This is a genomic window from Enterobacter sp. RHBSTW-00901 (genome assembly GCF_014103115.1).
Lineage (GTDB): Bacteria > Pseudomonadota > Gammaproteobacteria > Enterobacterales > Enterobacteriaceae > Enterobacter > Enterobacter cloacae_P.
Genome location: NZ_JABXPB010000001.1, coordinates 1848819 through 1869754, shown reverse-complemented (window position 1 = coordinate 1869754; position 20936 = coordinate 1848819). Strand labels below are relative to the sequence as shown.

General features: G+C 53.5%; 21 protein-coding genes. 15 read left to right on the top strand and 6 right to left on the bottom strand.

Annotated elements, in window-relative coordinates:
- Window positions 1–7: 7 nt before the first annotated feature.
- Window positions 8–742: a phosphoadenosine phosphosulfate reductase gene (gene cysH / locus HV318_RS08970; protein WP_182272472.1), complete on the top strand. Its 735-nt coding sequence runs from the start codon at window positions 8–10 to the stop codon at window positions 740–742.
- A gap of 138 nt (window positions 743–880) precedes the next feature.
- Here cysH and HV318_RS08965 read toward each other — a convergent pair whose 3' ends face one another.
- Window positions 881–1924 (bottom strand): aminopeptidase, encoded by a 1044-nt coding sequence (locus HV318_RS08965; RefSeq protein ID WP_182272471.1) that lies wholly within the window; start codon window positions 1922–1924, stop codon window positions 881–883.
- Between the two features lie 301 nt (window positions 1925–2225).
- Between HV318_RS08965 and cysD the strand changes: the two genes are divergently transcribed.
- The 12 genes from cysD (at window position 2226) to rpoS (ending at window position 11943) form a co-directional block, all read left to right on the top strand.
- Window positions 2226–3134 carry a sulfate adenylyltransferase subunit CysD gene (gene cysD / locus HV318_RS08960; RefSeq protein ID WP_182272470.1) on the top strand — a complete coding sequence of 303 codons (909 nt, stop codon included), beginning with the start codon at window positions 2226–2228 and terminating at the stop codon, window positions 3132–3134.
- A 9-nt stretch (window positions 3135–3143) separates the two neighbouring features.
- Window positions 3144–4568, top strand: coding sequence for a sulfate adenylyltransferase subunit CysN (cysN, locus tag HV318_RS08955; RefSeq protein ID WP_182272469.1), 1425 nt, complete (start codon window positions 3144–3146; stop codon window positions 4566–4568).
- Window positions 4568–5173, top strand: coding sequence for an adenylyl-sulfate kinase (gene cysC / locus HV318_RS08950; protein WP_182272468.1), 606 nt, complete (start codon window positions 4568–4570; stop codon window positions 5171–5173). The genes cysN and cysC overlap by 1 nt, the downstream gene beginning before the upstream one ends.
- A gap of 58 nt (window positions 5174–5231) precedes the next feature.
- Complete coding sequence (locus HV318_RS08945) at window positions 5232–5558, top strand: DUF3561 family protein (protein WP_182272467.1); 327 nt, start codon at window positions 5232–5234, stop codon at window positions 5556–5558.
- 166 nt (window positions 5559–5724) lie between these two features.
- Window positions 5725–6036 (top strand): cell division protein FtsB, encoded by a 312-nt coding sequence (ftsB, locus tag HV318_RS08940; RefSeq protein ID WP_003862095.1) that lies wholly within the window; start codon window positions 5725–5727, stop codon window positions 6034–6036.
- 19 nt (window positions 6037–6055) lie between these two features.
- Window positions 6056–6766 carry a 2-C-methyl-D-erythritol 4-phosphate cytidylyltransferase gene (gene ispD / locus HV318_RS08935; RefSeq protein WP_182272466.1) on the top strand — a complete coding sequence of 237 codons (711 nt, stop codon included), beginning with the start codon at window positions 6056–6058 and terminating at the stop codon, window positions 6764–6766.
- Window positions 6766–7245 carry a 2-C-methyl-D-erythritol 2,4-cyclodiphosphate synthase gene (gene ispF, locus HV318_RS08930; RefSeq protein ID WP_182272465.1) on the top strand — a complete coding sequence of 160 codons (480 nt, stop codon included), beginning with the start codon at window positions 6766–6768 and terminating at the stop codon, window positions 7243–7245. The genes ispD and ispF overlap by 1 nt, the downstream gene beginning before the upstream one ends.
- Window positions 7242–8291 carry a tRNA pseudouridine(13) synthase TruD gene (gene truD, locus HV318_RS08925; RefSeq protein WP_182272464.1) on the top strand — a complete coding sequence of 350 codons (1050 nt, stop codon included), beginning with the start codon at window positions 7242–7244 and terminating at the stop codon, window positions 8289–8291. Before ispF ends, truD begins: the two co-directional genes overlap by 4 nt.
- Window positions 8272–9033 carry a 5'/3'-nucleotidase SurE gene (surE, locus tag HV318_RS08920; RefSeq protein ID WP_182272463.1) on the top strand — a complete coding sequence of 254 codons (762 nt, stop codon included), beginning with the start codon at window positions 8272–8274 and terminating at the stop codon, window positions 9031–9033. Before truD ends, surE begins: the two co-directional genes overlap by 20 nt.
- Entirely contained in the window at window positions 9027–9653 is a 627-nt protein-coding gene (locus HV318_RS08915) for a protein-L-isoaspartate(D-aspartate) O-methyltransferase (protein WP_182272462.1), read from the top strand. The genes surE and HV318_RS08915 overlap by 7 nt, the downstream gene beginning before the upstream one ends.
- Window positions 9654–9769: 116 nt before the next feature.
- Complete coding sequence (nlpD, locus tag HV318_RS08910) at window positions 9770–10891, top strand: murein hydrolase activator NlpD (protein WP_182272461.1); 1122 nt, start codon at window positions 9770–9772, stop codon at window positions 10889–10891.
- Between the two features lie 59 nt (window positions 10892–10950).
- On the top strand, window positions 10951–11943 hold the full coding sequence (rpoS, locus tag HV318_RS08905) for an RNA polymerase sigma factor RpoS (RefSeq protein WP_013098493.1): 993 nt from the start codon (window positions 10951–10953) through the stop codon (window positions 11941–11943).
- Between the two features lie 52 nt (window positions 11944–11995).
- On the opposite strand, the gene HV318_RS08900 is transcribed toward rpoS, so the two are convergent.
- Window positions 11996–12373: a DUF4440 domain-containing protein gene (locus tag HV318_RS08900; RefSeq protein ID WP_182272460.1), complete on the bottom strand. Its 378-nt coding sequence runs from the start codon at window positions 12371–12373 to the stop codon at window positions 11996–11998.
- The gene (locus HV318_RS08895; RefSeq protein WP_182272459.1) at window positions 12370–13572 is read right to left on the bottom strand and encodes an MFS transporter; all 1203 of its coding nucleotides are present in this window, start codon (window positions 13570–13572) and stop codon (window positions 12370–12372) included. Before HV318_RS08895 ends, HV318_RS08900 begins: the two co-directional genes overlap by 4 nt.
- A gap of 109 nt (window positions 13573–13681) precedes the next feature.
- Between HV318_RS08895 and HV318_RS08890 the strand changes: the two genes are divergently transcribed.
- The gene (locus HV318_RS08890; RefSeq protein WP_182272458.1) at window positions 13682–14569 is read left to right on the top strand and encodes a LysR family transcriptional regulator; all 888 of its coding nucleotides are present in this window, start codon (window positions 13682–13684) and stop codon (window positions 14567–14569) included.
- Between the two features lie 147 nt (window positions 14570–14716).
- Here HV318_RS08890 and mutS read toward each other — a convergent pair whose 3' ends face one another.
- A complete protein-coding gene (mutS, locus tag HV318_RS08885; RefSeq protein ID WP_182272457.1) occupies window positions 14717–17278 on the bottom strand; it encodes a DNA mismatch repair protein MutS in 2562 nt (853 codons plus the stop codon).
- 217 nt (window positions 17279–17495) lie between these two features.
- Between mutS and HV318_RS08880 the strand changes: the two genes are divergently transcribed.
- Entirely contained in the window at window positions 17496–18779 is a 1284-nt protein-coding gene (locus HV318_RS08880; protein WP_032333284.1) for a tyrosine-type recombinase/integrase, read from the top strand.
- Between the two features lie 1263 nt (window positions 18780–20042).
- Here the strand turns inward: HV318_RS08880 and HV318_RS08875 are convergent.
- Together HV318_RS08875 and HV318_RS08870 are read right to left on the bottom strand one after the other, a co-directional pair.
- A complete protein-coding gene (locus tag HV318_RS08875; protein ID WP_032333283.1) occupies window positions 20043–20357 on the bottom strand; it encodes a hypothetical protein in 315 nt (104 codons plus the stop codon).
- An 11-nt stretch (window positions 20358–20368) separates the two neighbouring features.
- Entirely contained in the window at window positions 20369–20887 is a 519-nt protein-coding gene (locus HV318_RS08870; protein ID WP_032333282.1) for a hypothetical protein, read from the bottom strand.
- Window positions 20888–20936: the final 49 nt, after the last annotated feature.

Here is a 20936-nt window from a genome sequence, read left to right as displayed (position 1 = left end):
GGTAATTATGTCCGTACTCGATCTAAACGCCCTTAACGAACTGCCAAAAGTTGAACGTATTCTGGCACTGGCGGAAACCAACGCAGAGCTGGAAAAACTGGACGCCGAAGGGCGAGTGGCGTGGGCGCTGGAAAACCTGCCGGGTGACTATGTTCTCTCGTCGAGTTTTGGTATCCAGGCGGCGGTCAGCCTGCATCTGGTGAATCAAATTCGACCGGACATTCCGGTGATCCTCACCGATACCGGCTACCTGTTCCCGGAAACCTACCAGTTTATTGATGAGCTGACGGACACGCTCAAACTGAACCTGAAAGTCTACCGTGCAGAGCAGAGCGCGGCCTGGCAGGAGGCGCGTTACGGCAAGCTGTGGGAGCAGGGTGTTGATGGCATTGAGAAATACAATGAGATCAACAAAGTCGAGCCGATGAACTGTGCGCTGAAAGAGCTCAACGCGCAGACCTGGTTTGCGGGCCTGCGCCGCGAGCAGTCCGGTAGCCGGGCGACATTGCCGGTGCTGGCTGTTCAGCGCGGTGTGTTCAAAGTGCTGCCGATTATTGACTGGGATAACCGTACGGTTTACCAGTACCTGCAAAAACACGGGCTGAAGTACCATCCGCTGTGGGATCAGGGCTATCTGTCAGTCGGCGATACCCACACCACGCGTAAATGGGAGCCGGGAATGGCGGAAGAAGAGACGCGATTCTTTGGGCTGAAGCGCGAGTGCGGGTTGCACGAAGGGTGATCCCATGTCCCCGGACCGTACATGGGAGAGGGGCGGGGTGATCCCATATCCTCCCTCTCCCTGTGGGAGAGGGGCGGGGTGATCCTATATCCTCCCTCTCCCTGTGGGAGAGGGTCGGGGTGAGGGCATCAGGCAGCACTAAGCCTTATTTGCTTTCGCCAGTTCTTTCACCAGCGGCAACATCACTTTCACCACATCGCGACTGCGGTGTTCAATTCTTTGCGGTAGCGCGCTATCAATGTGCTGCTGATTATCCAGTCTGATGTCATGCCAGCTTGTCCCGTCCGGGAAGGCTTTCGATTTGGCACGCTGTTGATAGCCATCTTTCTTGCCCAGCGTCCAGTTAGTGGCCTCAACGTACAGTACCGGAATACCCGCTTTGTCGAATACTTCACCGTCGGAACAACAGGCGGTTCCTTTTGGATGCGCCGGGTTGCCGCCAGGATTGCTGGTAGCATACACACCCTGATTACGGGCAATGGCCAGCGCCCGGTCTCGCGTGAGTTTACGCACGGTGCCAGGGGTACTTTGTCCGCTGTTGAAATAGAGCTTATCGCCCACGATCAGGTTATCGAGGTTAATCACCAGCAGCGTATTTTTCTTCTCTTCTGCACTCATGCGCTTAAGGATATTCTCAGCGCCGAGTTTTCCTTCTTCTTCACCGCTGGTCGCGACAAAGCGAATTCCGTATTTTGTCGGGACATTCTTCATGCGCTCGGCCAGTTCGAGCATGACGCCCAGACCGGCCGCGTTATCATCCATTCCCTGCAGCGTCAGCCCGCCGAGGTTATTATCGATATCGGCATCGCTCATCGGCGCGTAGGTATCGAGATGCGCCATAATAATAATCTGCTGGGCGGCGTGACCCTCGTGTGCAGCAATGACGGTGCTGCCGGTCACGTTATGCCAGTTTTTCGTTTTGTTGCGTGAGGTATAGATGTAGCGGCTGTGGAACGACCGGATATCACTTTGGTAACCCATATCCGCAAACTGCTGGCGAATATAGTCTGCAGAGAGCATCTCTGCTGGCGTGCCGGTCATGCGACCAGGAAAGACCGTTGCAATGTGCCGCGCCTGCATATTGGCGATTTCACCATACGGTTGATTTTTTGCCTGAGCCGGAAGGATAAAGCAAACGCCGAGCGCCAGGGCAGCCATACGGTGGCGCGTTGCGGATAACATAGTGAGTCCTTAAAAACAGAGCAAATTTTTAACCTGCTTAGTATGAAACTGTGATCCCGTATGCACAATTTGAAATGCTCTTAAATGCCCGATATTTCGCATGTTAAGCACTTTTTGATATTTGTATTTCTGTGTCGTTATTCCATTGAGTAACTACTCATTCCAATTCGTAATTTCATTCGATCTAAGCCGCCCCCTATAGTCCCACTATTCCCGGTTGTTAGTTGCACAGCACGTTCAACATACAACAGACGCAGAGAACTTCCGTTCTTCTGCGGTGATTCTGGCTTAAGGAACGGTTATGGACCAAAAACGACTTACTCACCTGCGGCAACTCGAAGCGGAAAGTATCCATATTATCCGCGAAGTGGCAGCTGAGTTCTCTAACCCGGTGATGATGTACTCCATCGGCAAAGATTCCAGCGTGATGCTGCACCTGGCGCGTAAAGCGTTTTATCCGGGCACGCTGCCGTTCCCGCTGCTGCACGTTGATACCGGCTGGAAATTCCGCGAGATGTATGAATTCCGCGACCGTACTGCGAAAGCCTACGGCTGTGAGCTGTTGGTGCATAAAAACCCGGAAGGGGTGGCGATGGGCATTAACCCGTTTGTACACGGCAGCGCCAAACATACCGATATCATGAAAACCGAAGGCTTGAAGCAGGCGCTGAATAAATACGGTTTTGATGCCGTCTTTGGCGGTGCACGCCGTGATGAAGAGAAATCCCGTGCCAAAGAGCGTATTTACTCCTTCCGCGACCGTTTCCACCGCTGGGACCCGAAAAATCAGCGTCCGGAGCTGTGGCACAACTACAACGGCCAGATTAACAAAGGCGAAAGCATTCGCGTCTTCCCGCTTTCTAACTGGACCGAGCTGGATATCTGGCAGTATATCTATCTGGAAAATATTGAAATCGTTCCACTGTATCTGGCGGCAGAACGTCCGGTTCTGGAACGCGATGGCATGCTGATGATGATCGACGACGATCGCATTGACCTGCAGCCGGGTGAAGTGATCAAAAAACAGATGGTGCGTTTCCGTACTCTCGGCTGCTGGCCGCTGACCGGCGCGGTGGAATCTCACGCGCAGACGCTGCCGGAGATCATCGAGGAGATGCTGGTGTCGACCACCAGTGAGCGACAGGGCCGCGTGATTGACCGCGACCAGGCAGGCTCGATGGAGCTGAAGAAACGTCAGGGTTATTTCTAAGGAGCCGCCATGAACACCACAATTGCCCAACAAATTGCTGATGAAGGCGGCGTAGAAGCTTACCTGCACGCACAGCAGCACAAAAGCCTGCTGCGTTTTCTGACCTGTGGCAGCGTCGATGACGGGAAAAGTACCCTGATTGGCCGTCTGCTGCACGACACGCGCCAGATTTATGAAGATCAGCTCTCGTCCCTGCACAATGACAGCAAGCGTCACGGCACCCAGGGTGAAAAACTCGACCTGGCGCTGCTGGTTGATGGTCTGCAGGCGGAACGCGAGCAGGGCATCACCATTGATGTGGCCTACCGCTATTTCTCCACAGAGAAGCGCAAATTTATTATTGCCGACACCCCGGGGCATGAGCAGTACACCCGTAACATGGCGACCGGTGCGTCCACCTGTGAGCTGGCGATCCTGCTGATCGACGCCCGTAAAGGCGTGCTGGATCAAACCCGTCGCCATAGCTTTATCTCCACGCTGTTGGGGATCAAACACCTGGTGGTGGCGGTGAACAAAATGGATCTGGTGAACTTCAGCGAAGAGAAGTTCGGGGAGATCCGCCAGAGCTACCTGACCTTTGCCGAACAACTGCCGGGTAATCTGGATATTCGCTTTGTGCCGCTCTCTGCACTGGAAGGCGATAATGTCGCGTCCCAGAGCGAAAACATGCCGTGGTACAGTGGCCCGACGCTGCTGGAAGTGCTGGAAACCGTAGAGATTCAGCGCGTGGTTGACACTCAGCCTATGCGCTTCCCGGTGCAGTACGTTAACCGTCCGAACCTTGATTTCCGCGGCTTCTCCGGCACGCTTGCTTCCGGTAGCGTGAAGGTTGGCCAGCGTGTGAAAGTGCTGCCGTCGGGTGTGGAATCGGCCATTGCCCGCATCGTGACCTTTGATGGCGATCTGTCGGAAGCCGGTGCAGGTGAAGCGGTGACGCTGGTGCTGAAAGATGAGATTGATATCAGCCGGGGTGACCTGCTGGTAGATGCTCACGAAACGCTGGCGGCGGTGCAGGGCGCTGCCGTTGATGTGGTGTGGATGGCTGAACAGCCGCTGGCCGCTGGCCAAAGCTACGACATTAAAATTGCGGGTAAGAAAACCCGTGCCCGCGTGGACGGCATTCAGTTCCAGGTGGACATCAACAATCTGACCCAGCGCGAAGTCACCGGGCTGCCGCTGAACGGGATTGGGCTGGTGGATCTGACCTTTGATGAACCGCTGGTGCTGGATAAATACCAGCATAACCCGGTCACCGGTGGGCTGATCTTTATCGACAGGATTTCTAACGTCACCGTCGGGGCCGGTATGGTGCGCGAGCCCAACGGCCAGGCCGCCGTGCCATCCGAATTCAGCGCCTTTGAGCTGGAGCTGAACGCGCTGGTGCGTAAGCACTTCCCGCACTGGGGCGCACGCGATCTGCTGGGAGGCAAATAATGGCCGATCATGATGAGAACGTCGTCTGGCATCCTCATCCGGTTACCGTCGCAGCGCGCGAGCAACTCCACGGTCACCGTGGGGTTGTGCTGTGGTTTACCGGGCTGTCTGGTTCCGGTAAATCCACGGTAGCGGGCGCGCTGGAAGAGGCGTTACACCAGCAAGGGGTGAGTACTTACCTGCTGGATGGTGACAACGTGCGCCACGGCCTGTGCAGTGATTTAGGGTTTAGCGACGAAGACCGCAAAGAAAATATCCGTCGGGTGGGGGAGGTTGCCAGCCTGATGGCGGATGCCGGGCTGGTAGTGCTGACCGCGTTTATCTCACCTCATCGCGCCGAGCGCCAGATGGTGCGCGAGCGCGTAGGTCAGGATCGCTTTATCGAGGTGTTTGTTGATACCCCGCTGGCGGTTTGCGAAGCGCGCGATCCCAAAGGGCTTTATAAGAAAGCCCGCGCGGGCGAGCTGCGGAACTTCACCGGTATTGATGCGGTATACGAAGCGCCTGAATCGCCTGAAATTCACCTGGAAGGTCAACAATTGGTAACAAATTTAGTAAGCCAATTATTAGATCTGCTCAAACGGGACGATATTATCAGATCCTGAGGCGGTATCGTTCGGGGGCAGTTTTCCCGAGCGGTGAGTCATGGTCACAGGATTAGCTATGCGCAACAGCGAAAACTACATTATCACCACCGGGTCGGAGCCGTTATCGACCGACGACGAGACGACCTGGTCATTTCCTGGGGCCATCGTCGGCTTCGCCTCGTGGTTACTGGCGCTGGGTATCCCTTTTCTGATCTACGGCGGTAACACGCTGTTTTTCTTCCTCTACACCTGGCCTTTTTTCCTGGCGCTGATGCCCGTGGCGGTTGTCGTTGGCATTGCGCTGCATTCGCTACTCAATGGCAAACTCCTGTACAGTACCGTGGTCACGATTGTGACGGTGGTTCTGATGTTTGGGCTGTTATTTTTGTGGCTCATGGGCTAAGTTCAGCCATAATTCAAACCGTAACCAACTGTGTGACAATATTGTGCAGGGCGATTCTGCGGAAAAAATGTGGTACATTTGCCCGCGATGTTGCGGCATCTCTGTTACCCCGGCGTAGAGTCCTGGGGGCGTTTTGGGATGATGATGCCGTTTTTCAGGGGGCAGGATGGGTAAACTAACGCTGCTGTTGCTGGCTTTGCTGGTCTGGCTGCAATATTCGCTGTGGTTCGGTAAGAACGGGCTGCACGACTATAGCCGGGTGAGCGATGACGTCGCGGCTCAGCAGGCAACAAACGCCAAACTTAAGGCGCGAAACGATCAACTCTTTGCTGAAATTGATGACCTCAATGGCGGGCAAGAGGCGATTGAGGAACGCGCACGTAATGAACTCAGTATGACTAAGCCGGGCGAAACCTTTTATCGTCTGGTTCCGGATGCGTCTAAACGCAATCAGGGCTCAGCACAGAATAATCGATAATCAGGCCCAGGATTACGACATGGCAGTAACTTTTTCGGACGTATGCGCCGTGGTGCCGGCTGCGGGTTTTGGCCGGCGCATGCAGACAGAATGTCCCAAGCAATACCTTTCTATTGGTGATAAAACGATCCTTGAGCACTCCGTGGCGGCGCTGCTGGCGCATCCGCGGGTGACGCGCGTGGTCATCGCCATCAGCCCGGGTGATGCCCGTTTCGCGCAACTGCCGCTGGCAAATCATCCTCAGATAACGGTTGTTGATGGTGGTGCCGAGCGCGCCGACTCCGTGCTGGCGGGCATTCAGGCTGCCAAAGATGCGCAGTGGGTTCTGGTGCACGATGCCGCACGTCCGTGCCTGCACCAGGATGACCTGGCGCGCCTGTTGGCAATTAGCGAAACCAGCAAGGTGGGCGGCATTCTGGCTGCACCCGTGCGCGACACCATGAAGCGTGCCGAACCGGGCAAACTGGCCATTGCTCATACCGTTGAGCGCGTCGATTTATGGCACGCGCTGACGCCACAATTTTTCCCCCGCGAGTTACTCCACAACTGCTTAACGCGTGCGCTTAAAGAAGGTGCGACCATTACGGACGAAGCCTCGGCGCTGGAGTATTGCGGTTTTCATCCTGACCTTGTTGAAGGGCGCGCTGATAATATAAAAGTGACGCGCCCGGAAGATTTACAGCTTGCGGAATTCTATCTTACCCGTTCGACCCATCAGGAGAAGGCATAATGCGAATTGGACACGGTTTTGATGTACACGCCTTTGGCGGAGAAGGCCCAATTATCATTGGCGGCGTACGCATTCCTTATGAAAAAGGTCTGCTGGCGCATTCTGATGGCGACGTGGCGCTGCATGCCTTAACCGACGCGCTGCTCGGAGCTGCCGCGCTGGGTGATATCGGCAAGCTGTTCCCGGACACCGACCCGGCGTTTAAAGGGGTTGACAGCCGTGCGCTGCTGCGCGAAGCCTGGCGTCGTATTCAGGCTAAAGGTTACACCCTGGGCAACGTTGACGTGACGATCATCGCCCAGGCTCCCAAAATGCTGCCCCATATTCCACAGATGCGCGTGTTTATTGCCGAAGATCTGGGTTGCCACATGGATGACGTCAACGTCAAAGCGACCACCACTGAGAAACTTGGGTTTACTGGCCGTGGCGAAGGCATTGCCTGTGAAGCCGTGGCGCTGCTGCTGAAGGCGGCCAAATGACCGATTTCGATGACCTGACGTACCTGCATGGTAAACCGCAGGGGAACGGCCTGCTGAAAGCCAGTCCTGAAGATTTCGTCGTAGTGGAAGATTTAGGTTTTGAGCCGGACGGCGAAGGCGAGCACATTCTGGTACGCGTTCTGAAAAACGGCTGCAACACCCGGTTTGTAGCCGACGCGCTGGCGAAATTCCTGAAAATTCACGCCCGCGAAGTGAGTTTCGCCGGGCAGAAAGACAAACACGCGGTCACTGAACAGTGGCTTTGCGCGCGCGTGCCGGGCAATGCGATGCCTGATTTAAGCCAATTTGAGCTCGAAGGCTGTAAGGTGCTGGAGTATGCCCGCCATAAGCGCAAACTGCGTCTGGGGGCGTTGAAAGGTAACGACTTTACACTGGTGCTGCGCGAAGTCACTAATCGTGATGACGTCGAAAAACGCCTGAACGCCATCAGCGAGCAGGGCGTGCCGAACTACTTTGGCGCACAGCGCTTTGGGATCGGCGGCAGTAACCTGCAGGGCGCACTGCGCTGGGCGCAAAGCGATGCACCGGTTCGTGACAGGAATAAACGCAGTTTTTGGTTGTCGGCGGCCCGCAGTGCGTTGTTTAATCAGATTGTGAGCGAACGACTGAAAAAACCAGACGCGAATCAAGTTGTTGTCGGCGATGCGCTACAATTAGCGGGACGCGGAAGCTGGTTTGTGGCGACGGCTGAAGAGATGGCTGACGTACAGGCTCGCGTGGACGCCAAAGCGCTGATGATTACCGCAGCGCTGCCCGGTACGGGCGAGTGGGGCCCTCAGGGCGCTGCGCTGGCCGCTGAGCAGTCAGCCGTGGCAGATGCACAAGAATTACAATCATTGCTGGTGCGGGAAAAAGTCGAAGCGGCACGCCGTGCGATGCTGCTCTACCCGCAACAGTTGAGCTGGAACTGGTGGGATGACGTGACCGTTGAGTTACGCTTCTGGCTGCCGGCAGGTAGCTTTGCCACCAGTGTTGTCAGGGAACTTATCAACACGTCGGGTGATTATGCGAATATTGCTGAGTAACGATGACGGGATCCATGCGCCAGGTATTCAGACGCTGGCGAAACATCTTCGCGAATTTGCAGAAGTGCAGGTAGTGGCTCCCGATCGTAACCGCAGTGGGGCGTCTAACTCATTGACGCTGGAGTCGTCGCTTCGCACCTTTACCTTTGATAATGGTGATATTTCCGTGCAGATGGGCACACCGACCGACTGTGTGTTCCTGGGCGTGAATACGCTGATGCGCCCGCGTCCGGATATTGTTGTGTCCGGTATCAATGCCGGGCCAAATCTCGGCGATGACGTTATCTACTCGGGTACCGTGGCGGCCGCGATGGAAGGGCGTCATCTGGGGTTCCCGGCGCTGGCGGTATCGCTTAACGGTCATAAGCATTACGACACAGCGGCGGCAGTCACCTGTTCGATTCTTCGGGCGCTGAGCCGTGAACCGCTGCGTACCGGCCGCATTCTTAACATCAATGTTCCCGATCTACCGCTGAATGAAATCAAAGGCATTCGTGTGACGCGCTGTGGCAGTCGTCATCCGGCTGACCAGGTGATCCCGCAGCAGGATCCGCGTGGCAATACGCTCTACTGGATTGGCCCACCGGGTGAAAAATGCGATGCCGGGCCGGATACGGATTTTGCCGCCGTAGATGAAGGATACGTTTCCGTTACGCCGTTGCACGTAGATTTAACCGCCTATAGCGCGCATGATGTCGTGTCGGGTTGGCTGGATCGCGTTGGAGTGAACACGCAATGGTAAGCAAACGTGTACAAACTCTTCTGGAACAATTACGCGCTCAGGGGATCACTGACGAGCATGTGTTGGATGCGCTTGCCCAGGTTCCCCGCGAGAAGTTTGTTGACGAGGCGTTTGAACACAAAGCATGGGAAAACGTGGCGTTGCCTATCGGGCAGGGCCAGACGATTTCACAGCCCTACATGGTGGCACGCATGACGGAACTTCTGGAATTAACGCCGGAGTCCCGCGTGCTGGAGATTGGCACCGGGTCGGGGTATCAAACGGCGATCCTGGCGCATCTGGTTCACCATGTTTGCTCAGTCGAGCGAATTAAAGGTTTACAGTGGCAGGCGCGTCGTCGCCTGAAACAACTGGATTTACATAATGTTTCGACACGGCACGGTGATGGATGGCAGGGTTGGCAGGCACGAGCCCCATTCGATGCCATCATCGTGACGGCCGCTCCGCCTGAGATCCCTGCGGCACTGTTGTCGCAGCTTGATGAAGGGGGCATTCTGGTTCTGCCCGTGGGGGACGAGCAGCAGCTTTTGAAGCGCGTTCGTCGACGCGGCGGCGAATTTATTATCGATACCGTGGAAGCCGTGCGCTTCGTCCCACTCGTTAAGGGTGAGCTGGCCTGAGACTCGGAATTATCCAGGGTTATTAAGGCAAATTCAGCGTATGGTGTGGCGCGAAAGGTTCGAGCCATCACGGTTATTTTTAAGTCACTGGTAGTTAACACATTCCTGGGGGATAAATGAGCGCGGGAAGCCCTAAATTCACCATCAGCCGTGTTGCGGCATTATCACTGGTTTCGCTATGGCTGGCAGGTTGTTCAAATTCTGGTAACGCACCTGCGTCTGTGAGTTCCGTAGGCGGAAACAGCGGATCGGGTAACACGTCCAGCGGAATGTTGATCACCCCTCCGCCAAAAATGGGTTCCACGACACAGCAGACGAAGCAGATTCAACCGGTTAAGCAACCGGTATCGCAGCCAACACAGATTCAGCCAGTGCAACAGCCTGTGCAGACCCAAAATGGGCGCATAGTTTATAACCGTCAGTATGGGAACATTCCAAAAGGGAGCTATACCGGCGGCAGTACGTACACCGTGAAGCGTGGTGACACGCTGTTCTACATTGCGTGGATCACCGGGAACGATTTCCGCGACCTGGCTCAGCGTAATAATGTCCAGGCTCCGTATGGACTGGAAGTCGGTCAGACGCTCCAGGTCGGCAACGCCACGGGCACACCGCTCACGCCGGGCAATACCGTTTCAGCGGCAGATGTCACGGCGCAAAATAACAGCGTTAAACCTGAACAAAAAACCACCACGGTGGTTGCTTCGCAACCTGTAATTACGTATTCTGAAGATTCAGGTGATCAGAGTGCTAACAAAATGTTGCCGAATAATAAAGGGACTGCGACTGCTGTCACAGCACCGACTACGGCACCTGTGGTTAGCTCTATCGAACCGACTGCCAGCAGTTCATCTACCAGTGCGCCTATCTCTGCATGGCGCTGGCCAACTGACGGCAAGGTTATCGAGAACTTCTCTTCTACCGAAGGTGGGAACAAAGGGATCGATATCGCAGGAAGTAAGGGACAGGCTATCATCGCGACCGCAGATGGGCGCGTTGTGTATGCCGGTAACGCGCTGCGCGGTTACGGTAATCTTATTATCATCAAACATAACGATGATTACCTGAGTGCCTACGCCCATAACGACACAATGCTGCTCCGGGAACAACAAGAAGTTAAGGCGGGGCAAAAAATCGCTACTATGGGTAGCACCGGTACCAGTTCTACACGCTTGCATTTTGAAATTCGTTACAAGGGGAAATCCGTAAACCCGCTGCAGTATCTACCGCAGCGATAATTTGACGGGGCATGCCAACCTGGGTGTCTTGTTCAGGGATCACGGGTAGGAGCCACCTTATGAGTCAGAATACGCTGAAAGTTCATGATTTAAATGAAGATGCGGAATTTGATGAGAACGGAGCAGAGGCTTTTGACGAAAAAGCCTTAGTAGAAGAGGAACCCAGTGATAACGATTTGGCTGAAGAAGAGCTGTTATCGCAGGGAGCCACACAGCGTGTACTGGACGCGACTCAGCTTTACCTTGGGGAGATTGGTTACTCCCCACTGTTAACGGCCGAAGAAGAAGTCTATTTCGCACGTCGTGCTTTGCGTGGTGATGTTGCCTCGCGCCGTCGCATGATTGAAAGTAACTTGCGTCTGGTCGTGAAAATTGCCCGTCGTTACGGTAATCGTGGTCTGGCTCTGCTGGATCTGATTGAAGAGGGCAACTTAGGTCTCATCCGCGCAGTAGAGAAGTTTGACCCGGAACGTGGGTTCCGCTTCTCCACTTACGCTACCTGGTGGATTCGTCAGACTATCGAACGGGCAATTATGAACCAGACCCGTACGATCCGCCTGCCAATCCACATCGTCAAAGAGTTGAATGTCTATCTGCGTACCGCGCGCGAGTTGTCCCATAAGCTGGACCACGAGCCAAGTGCGGAAGAGATTGCCGAACAACTCGATAAACCGGTTGATGACGTAAGCCGTATGCTGCGTCTCAACGAGCGCATTACCTCAGTTGACACCCCGTTGGGTGGCGACTCCGAAAAAGCGCTGCTGGACATCCTGGCCGATGAAAAAGACAACGGCCCGGAAGACACCACGCAGGACGATGACATGAAACAGAGCATCGTCAAATGGCTGTTCGAACTGAACGCCAAACAGCGTGAAGTGCTGGCACGTCGTTTCGGTTTACTGGGGTATGAAGCTGCGACACTGGAAGACGTCGGCCGTGAGATTGGCCTGACCCGTGAACGTGTCCGCCAGATTCAGGTTGAAGGTCTGCGTCGCCTGCGTGAAATCCTGCAGGGGCAAGGGCTGAATATCGAAGCGCTGTTCCGCGAGTAAGCAACCATTCGTCAAAAAAGGCTCGTCGTGAGACGAGCCTTTTTCTTTTGTGTTACGGCTGCGCGGTTTCGTGCAGCAAACGCCACGTTATCCGATCGCCTTCCTGATTGAGCACCGCGGTTGACCAGCGAACGTTGAGTGGCTGCTCCGGGCGGGTTTGCGTCTCCCGATAGTGAAGCACTGCGCCGTTGTTCCAGGTTTGTAGCGTCGTTAATTCATCAATGACGATCTTCAGACCGGGACGGCTTCCGCGCTGACTGTCCAGGAAACTGGCAAGGGCTTGATAGTCGAAATGTGCCCCACCCGGTGGGATCATCAGAAAATCTGGCCGGAAACGGGTGAGCAGGGCGCTGGGATCGCCTTCGCCTTTGCCTAACCAGTTTTCAAGCGCAATGTGGAGGTCGATAATTTCGTGTTCGAAAGGCGTCATGAATTCTCCTGTCGCAGCTGGGTTAGCACCTGCGTATTGTTAAGACGAAAAACATACAGTACAGGCAGTAAGGTGATGCCTGCAGCAAAAATAAACATCCCGTGCCACGCGGCGAGCGGTGTCAGCCAGGCCAGCGCCAGGTTCAGCGCCTGCGCCAGCAACAGGGCTCCTGCAAAAAAGCTTAACTGTCGATTAAGATTCCACAGCGCGCTGGCATCCGGCATATCTTCCTGGTGCGTCGTCAAAAAAGCGCTACTCTGAGCCGTACTGCTGCAAAGGCTTCCGCCTGCGCCCATCAAGGTAAACGCAACGGCAGGTAACAGCATTGCCGAACTGGCGTTAATCAAAAGCAGAATGCCCGTTGCCTGCAAAAGGCAACCGAGGACAATCAGCGGCCGGGGTCCGATACGGTTAAAATAGCGTCCTGTCGCCGTGATGGCCATAAACGATGCCACAGACCACGGCAACATAAGTATCCCCGTTGCGGCTGGTGTCATATTGGCCTCGCTCTGAAGATAAAACATGCCCGTGACGTTTACCCCGATAAACATGCCGGGGACACATAAATAGACCAGCATGGAAAAACGTAAAAGCGGGTCCGTCAGCAAAGGCAGGTTTAGCAGCCTGGTTGCTTTCATCGGTGGCATTTCGTGTTTAAGCCACAGGCAGGCCAAAGCAAAGGTCACGATGGCAACCGGGAGCGTGGCGAAAAATATCCAGCGCCAGCTTAATGCCTGAACCAGCAGTCCCCCAATAGCGGGTGAGCAAGCGGGGGCAAGCAACGCAACCAGCATGACCGCTGAAGAGAGTCTGGCGCGCTCGTGGGGCTTAAATTGTTGCCATGTCAGTGCCTGTCCAACCGGGATCAGCAAACCACCCCCAATCCCCTGCAGCACTCGCCAGACAATCAGGCTCTCCAGCGAGGATGACAGGCCCGCTGCAGCAGAGGCTGCGCTGAACAGAAAAAGTGAAAGCAGGATAACGCGCTTTGGCCCGATGCGGCGCGTCAGCACGGTGCTGAAGGGGATCACCAGTGTCAGACCGGCAATGTACCCGTTACTGACCCAGGAAAGTGCTGAAGGCGTGGTGTTAAAGGCGTGAGCCATTGCCGGAAAAGCGACGCTGGCGATAAACATATTAATCAGATCAAGAAAAAAGCCCAGCAGATAGACAACTGCGACTTTGCTGCGATACGTCATGGTAGATCCTCCGGTGAGGAGGCGGATCGTAGCGTTCCTTAATGTGCTGATAAACACGACAAACTGAGATATTCTGTCAAAATTATTTTGACAGTTCTCAAGGCTGATAATGATTAATTTACAGCGTACGGCGATGTTTGTTGCGGTAGCGGACACAGGCAGTTTCACCGCCGCAGCAGATGCGATGGGGCTGACAAAAGCTGTCGTCAGTTTCAATATTCGCCAGCTTGAAGATGAGCTGGGCGTAACGTTGTTGCTGCGATCTACCCGTCGCCTGAGGTTAACCGAGGCAGGGGCGCTTTTTCATCAACGTAGCGTGGCGCTTTTAAAGGATGCAGAGCGATTGCGGGATGATGTCCGCGCAAACCATGCCGGGCTTACGGGGGAATTGCGGATCACCACTACGCCCGAGTACGGTTCGCAGATCGTGATACCTTTGCTGGCCGGGTTCAGCCAGCTACACCCGAGCCTGCGCATACGTCATGTCTCGTCGTCTCTGCATGCCGACCTTATCTCAGAACGCTTTGATGTCGCCATCAGACTGGGAACCCTCGCAGATTCACGTTATCACGCCGCATTGATTACCCACTTTTCCATCCTGCCCGTTGCGACGCCTCGTTGGCTGCTTGACCATCCGGTTGAATCGCTGGAACAGCTGGCTGAAGCAGACTGGATTATTCACGAGCGCCTGGCCTCGCCGCTGCACTGGCAGGTGAAAGATGCACGGGGGGCGTCAGCCACCCTGGAGATAAAAAAAGCACCGCGTTTGTTTGCGGACAGTGCTCAGGCGCTGATGGCCTTTGCTCTGGCAGGAAGCGGTGTGGCGCTACTTCCGGAGTGGCTGGTTCGAAATGCTCTTGATGCGGGAAAACTGGTATCGGTTTTACCGGGATACCGTTTTGCACGGCAGGGTATCTACGCGGTGTATCCTGATGCCCAGCATGTGCCTGCGAAAGTGCGGACATTTATCGATTTTATGCGCATGAGGGTTAATTAATCGGGGCGCATCTTTTTGATAAGTGCCGAAAACTCGCACCTGCTTTACTTTGTTAAGGCGTCCTGAAAATACCTCATCAACCTGATTGCTGAAGCGCTGAAAAAAGCCCGGTAAGCGTGAGCGCCACCGGGCCCAGACGACAAAGGACTAAACCAAACTCTTCAGCCGGTAAATCCACTCCAGCGCCTGACGCGGTGTCAGTGAATCCGGGTCGAGATTCTCCAGCGCTTCGACTGCGGGAGAGGTTTCTTCTGCAGGAGCCAGCAATGACATCTGTGTACCGTCAATCTGTGTGGCTGCGGCATTGGGTGACAAACTTTCCAGCTCACGCAATTTCTGCCGCGCGCGCTTGATCACCTCTTTCGGCACGCCCGCCAGCGCTGCGACGGCCAGGCCATAGCTCTTGCTTGCCGCACCGTCCTGCACCGTGTGCATAAAGGCGATGGTATCACCGTGTTCCAGTGCATCAAGATGAACGTTTGCCACGCCTTCCATCTTCTCTGGCAACTGTGTCAGTTCGAAATAGTGGGTTGCAAACAGCGTCATGGCCTTGATTTTATTCGCCAGGCTTTCGGCACATGCCCACGCCAGCGACAGTCCGTCATAGGTTGACGTTCCGCGTCCAACTTCGTCCATCAACACCAGACTGTACTCGGTTGCGTTATGCAGGATGTTGGCGGTTTCGGTCATTTCCACCATAAAGGTTGAACGCCCGCTTGCCAGATCGTCTGCAGCGCCCACACGGGTGAAGATACGATCGATTGGGCCAATCTCCACTTTTTGCGCTGGAACGTAGCTACCGATCCCGGCGAGCAGGGCGATGAGCGCAGTCTGGCGCATATAGGTACTTTTACCGCCCATGTTTGGACCGGTGATGATCAGCATTCTTCTTTGCGGTGACAGGCTTAGTGGGTTAGCAATGAACGGCTCGTTCAGCACGCGCTCGACCACTGGATGTCGACCCTCGGTAATGCGAATACCGGGTTTATCGGTAAAGGTTGGGCAGGTGTAGTTCAGCGTCTCTGCGCGTTCTGCCAGGTTTACCAGCACATCCAGTTCAGCCAGCGCACCGGCGCTTAATTGCAGCTCAGCAAGGTGTGGCATCAGCATGTCGAACAGCTCGTCATAAAGCTGTTTTTCCAGCGCCAGGGCTTTGCCTTTCGAGGTGAGAACTTTGTCCTCATACTCTTTCAGCTCAGGAATGATATAGCGCTCGGCATTTTTCAGCGTTTGTCGACGAACATAGTGGATAGGTGCCAGATGGCTTTGTCCACGGCTGATCTGAATGTAGTAACCGTGTATCGCGTTATAACCTACCTTCAGGGTGTCCAGCCCCAGACGTTCACGCTCGCGGATTTCCAGCTTATCAAGGTAGTCTGTTGCACCGTCTGCCAGCGCGCGCCATTCATCCAGCTCTTCGTTGTAGCCTGGTGCAATTACGCCGCCATCACGAACCAGAACCGGAGGCGTATCAATGATGGCGCGCTCCAGCAATTCGCGAAGCCCGGTAAACTCTCCCATTGTTTCGCGCAGCTTCTGTACTGGCGCGCTGGCTACGTCACCAAGCTGGGCACGCAGTTCCGGTAGCTGCTGGAAGGCATGACGCATACGCGCGAGATCGCGTGGGCGAGCCGTACGCAGTGCCAGACGAGCAAGAATACGTTCCAGATCGCCGACCTGGCGCAGCACGGGCTGCAGCTCAGTATAGCGATCCTGCAAAGCGGCAATGGTCTGCTGGCGGCTGGTCAGTGTATCGGTATCGCGAATCGGCATATGCAGCCAACGCTTAAGCATGCGGCTGCCCATTGGGGTAACCGTGTTATCGAGCACCGAGGCGAGGGTATTTTCCACACCACCAGCCAGATTCTGGGTGATCTCCAGGTTACGGCGCGTCGCAGCATCCATGATGATGCTGTCCTGCTGACGTTCCATTGTAATCGAGCGGATATGCGGCAGCGCCGTGCGTTGGGTATCTTTCACATACTGTAGCAGGCAGCCAGCTGCACACAGCCCGCGTGGGGCATTTTCCACGCCAAAGCCAATCAGATCGCGCGTGCCAAACTGCAGGTTCAACTGCTGGCGCGCGGTATCAATTTCGAATTCCCATAGCGGGCGGCGACGCAGGCCACGGCGGCCTTCAATGAGTGCCATTTCGGCGAAATCTTCGGCATAGAGCAGCTCTGCCGGGTTTGTGCGTTGCAATTCGGCCGCCATGGTTTCGCGGTCAGCCGGTTCGCTCAGGCGAAAACGTCCGGAGCTGATATCCAGCGTGGCGTAGCCAAATCCTTTACTATCCTGCCACAGCGCTGCCAGCAGGTTATCCTGGCGCTCCTGCAGCAGGGCTTCGTCACTGATGGTGCCTGGCGTGACAATGCGCACAACTTTGCGTTCAACCGGGCCTTTTGAGGTGGCTGGATCGCCAATCTGCTCGCAGATCGCCACGGATTCGCCCTGGTTCACCAGCTTTGCCAGGTAGTTTTCTACCGCGTGATGGGGGATTCCCGCCATCGGGATAGGCTCACCTGCCGATGCGCCACGTTTGGTCAGGGAGATATCGAGCAACTGCGACGCGCGTCTGGCATCGTCATAAAAGAGCTCGTAAAAATCGCCCATACGGTAAAACAGCAAGATTTCCGGGTGTTGTGCTTTCAGCTTCAGATACTGCTGCATCATTGGGGTGTGAGAGTCTAGATTTTCTATTGTACTCATCGGTTTGTGATGTCCGTTTTCTTAATTTTTAATGAGTTAGTGGTTTTTGTGGTTATCGTTAGGTTTCACTATGTCTCATCGAATATCATGAAATCCTACATTTAAATGTAGGTTAAAGTGTAGCTTGCCAACCTGTGACTTGGTAAAATATGGGCACACACAGTGCAACCTACATTTATGTTCATGACTGCATAAGGTGCATGATAACGGAGTCTTTATGGTAGGAAAACAAGAGGGAAAGCCACTTTCGTTTAAAGCGGTAGAAATGATGAAGCCTGGCGACAAAGATAAGGCTGATGTAGGCGAAAATCGTGGCTTACGTGTCTCCTGCGGTGCAACTGGGGTTAAGTCTTTTTTCTACCGTTACACAAGTCCTCTGACTGGCAAGCTTGCTCAGGTTAAAATTGGTAACTTTCCGCAGACTTCTCTAGCTGCTGCACGTCTCAAACTCCACGAATTAAAGCTCCTCCGACAGGAAGGTCGGTGCCCTGCGACTGAACTCAAACAAGATAAGCTCCAGCGTGCGATTGAAGCTGAACAGGCTAAGATCCCTGAATTGACCGTACAGGGATTGGTTGAACTGTATCTTACCGAACGTATTGAGGATCGTAAAACGAAGGACGGGAAGGTCATTCCCGGTGCCAGAAAGCCGAAAGGGCAGGCTGAGGTTCGTCGTACTCTCTATGGTGACGCTGTTAAAAGCTTAGGAACCCGGAATGCTGCTGAGATTACGCGCCAGGATGTCATTAATTTAATCAATAACATTGTAGCTCGAGGTGCAACCGTACAGGCTGGGAATGTACTGAGGGAGCTTTCACTCGCATATGAATTTGCAATCGGCCTTGGGCGATTTGATGATAATTTCGCGAATCCGGCGCTGTTAGCAAAATCCAGCTTACGACAGACCAGAATCAAGCTCACAAACGGACGTGGAACACGAGTACTGAGCGAGGACGAGCTTGCAAAATTCCTTAAATGGCTTCCGGGTTCGGCTTACACGCCAACGATCAAAAACGTGTTACGTCTGACTCTCTGGACCGGGTGTCGTACCGGTGAAGTCTGCAATATGGCATGGAAGGATGTTGACCTTGAAAAGGGGACAATACACCTACGTGAAACAAAAACAGGCATTGAACGCTATGTGCAGCTACCTAATCAGGCCATTGATTTTTTAAAGGTTTTACGACTCAATTCCGATGCTTATTTGTTCCCTTCATCCCGTACGAAGTTGCCAATACAGCAGAAATATCTCACTGAGAATGCTTGGCGTATGCGGGAATCAGGAAAAATGCTAGATATACCCGGTTGGAGGCCACATGATTTAAGGCGGACGGTACGAACAGGGTTATCACGGTTACAATGCCCTAATGAAGTCGCTGAGGCTGTTCTTGGGCATACCAAAGGCGGGGTAGAAGGTATTTATAATCTATATAAATATGATGCTGAGTGTAAAAAATGGTTGCAGATATGGGCTGATTATTTAGATACCCTTCTGGATTAATTACATCAGGGGGCTGTGGCGTATTTGCCACGTTGTAACTGGTGTTGCCATCCGCTTGGTATAATCACTCACAGATTGCGATTGTGATGATAACTATTTGCACAAAGGAAATGATATAACCGAAGGCCCACTTCTCGCTCAAAGCGGATCTCCAACCCAGTTAACAAGTCCGCTTCGTGCCAAAAGCAGAACTTGCTTACATTGTGCTATGTTAATTTGTTGGGAGCAGGTCACAAAATCCAGCCAGGACGAAAATAAATAATTGCCATACATTTAGTGTTGATTATTTCGGGATTGTTCATCTATTCTGATTGTATCAGCGAGCAGGCCGGAGTCACTCTTCGTAGATCATCCCATACTTCAGAAAACAATCGTTCTCTTTATTCTTGCCCTATGGGTAATTGATCCATTCAGGACAAAGAGAAGAAAGCATACTGAATCCACCATTGAAGAAGCCGATGCCAGAGAACGTCATAAATGGCGATATCTCAGATGGGGAGTGCGAACAATACAAATTGCAGCGACAGTATATATGTTTGCTATGCTGATTCAGTTTTTACTGAAGTAGACGGCTCAGGCAGGTACGACCGGACGGAATTGGCAGCCAATTCAGCGGAGGCCGGACGGGGTTAAACGTCCCCTCTGTGCCAGTGACCTGCTCCTCGTTGATTCACACGGAAGGCTGTTAGAAATGTGCAATTTTTGCTCACAGCAGACTGTAAGAGTTGATTGTGTGTTGCACTGTGAGATCAAATCAAAACCAATATATTCAGGCATCTTCCCACAGCGCACCCCATTCAACAGGCAATTGCTCCTTATCAAATCCCTCAAACCAGTAAACACTACTTTTTGCCCAACAATAGGCACTTCTCCCCAACCCTAATGAAACAATGCGCGACTCCAGTCCGGCTTGAGACGACCATGCCGTTTAAGGCGCACACCATTACAAGCAGTTGCTCATATTGAGGGAAAGTTAATAAAGAAACTTAACGGCATTTCCTCTTTTGCGCACGTTTCAATTGCCTTGATATCCAGTCTTGGTTACGTTTGCGAATTTTTTGTTTCATTGGCTACTGTTCTGATTCGACTCACTTATTAATCAATGATCTTACTGTATTCCAACGCCATGCTTTGTACAGGAATGTCCGCTTTTCGCTCATAGCAGACGGTTTATAATAATTGTGCCCTGCTGGAGGGCACATCGCTATGTGAAATTTCAATTGATGCAGATTGGTTTTGCCAACTTAAGTTAAGCTTGGTTTCTCAATCCTTTTTCCCATCCAGCATGTCAATCATCATGGGATAAATTCTGTCGCAACTTATCTCTGGATTTTGTACAGCAAAATTCCATCCTTCATCCATCGCAGCAGCAACTTCAGTTGTTGAAGCTATGGGCCAGTCGCTTACGGTGCCATAGACTTTACGGATGGCCTGGTTCTTGTCCATACCCGAACGCTGCTGCTGGCACATACTGACCATCACTTCTGCGGCCTGAGCAGGCTGGCTTACCGGGTACGCTGCCAGCGCCGGAGCGGATACTGTTGTGATGAGCAGTGCGGTAATAATATGCTTCTTCATTGTGTTACCCCTCACTGAACCGGAATACCCTGGACCGGGCTGTTGTCCCATGTCATCGGTCGGTCTTCCGGAATTGCCGGGGCACTGTCAGTGGCCGGTTTGTCAAAAACAGGTTTTGCGCTGGCGGGAAGGTCATCCGGTGAAATAACTCGAGTTTTCACACCCAGCTTCCCACCAACAGCGGCGTTCATCTGGTCGCAGAGGGTTTTTATCTGGAGCCGGATACCGCTCTGGTTTATTCCTTCGCTTTTGAATTGCTGCTCAAGAATAAAGCGGTCCTGAAGGGAATGGTAATAGTTAATATTGTCCTTCGTTAATGTCATGATGTTGCCGGTATTATCCTGATAGCGATTGCTGCGGATAAGTTTGTCCAGTGCGGTTAAGGCCTCATCGCCAGTGTAACCATACTGGTGGCAGGTATTCAGGGTGGCATAAGCCTCATACAGCCCCTGCAAATTTTCTGCGGGGAGTGTTTTTGCCCCGGCACAACCTGAAAATGCCAGAAGCAACATGGCAGCGGTTTTCCTCATCTTCGGTGATCTCCTTTCATTGACGTTTTCATTATCCGTTATGCGCGCT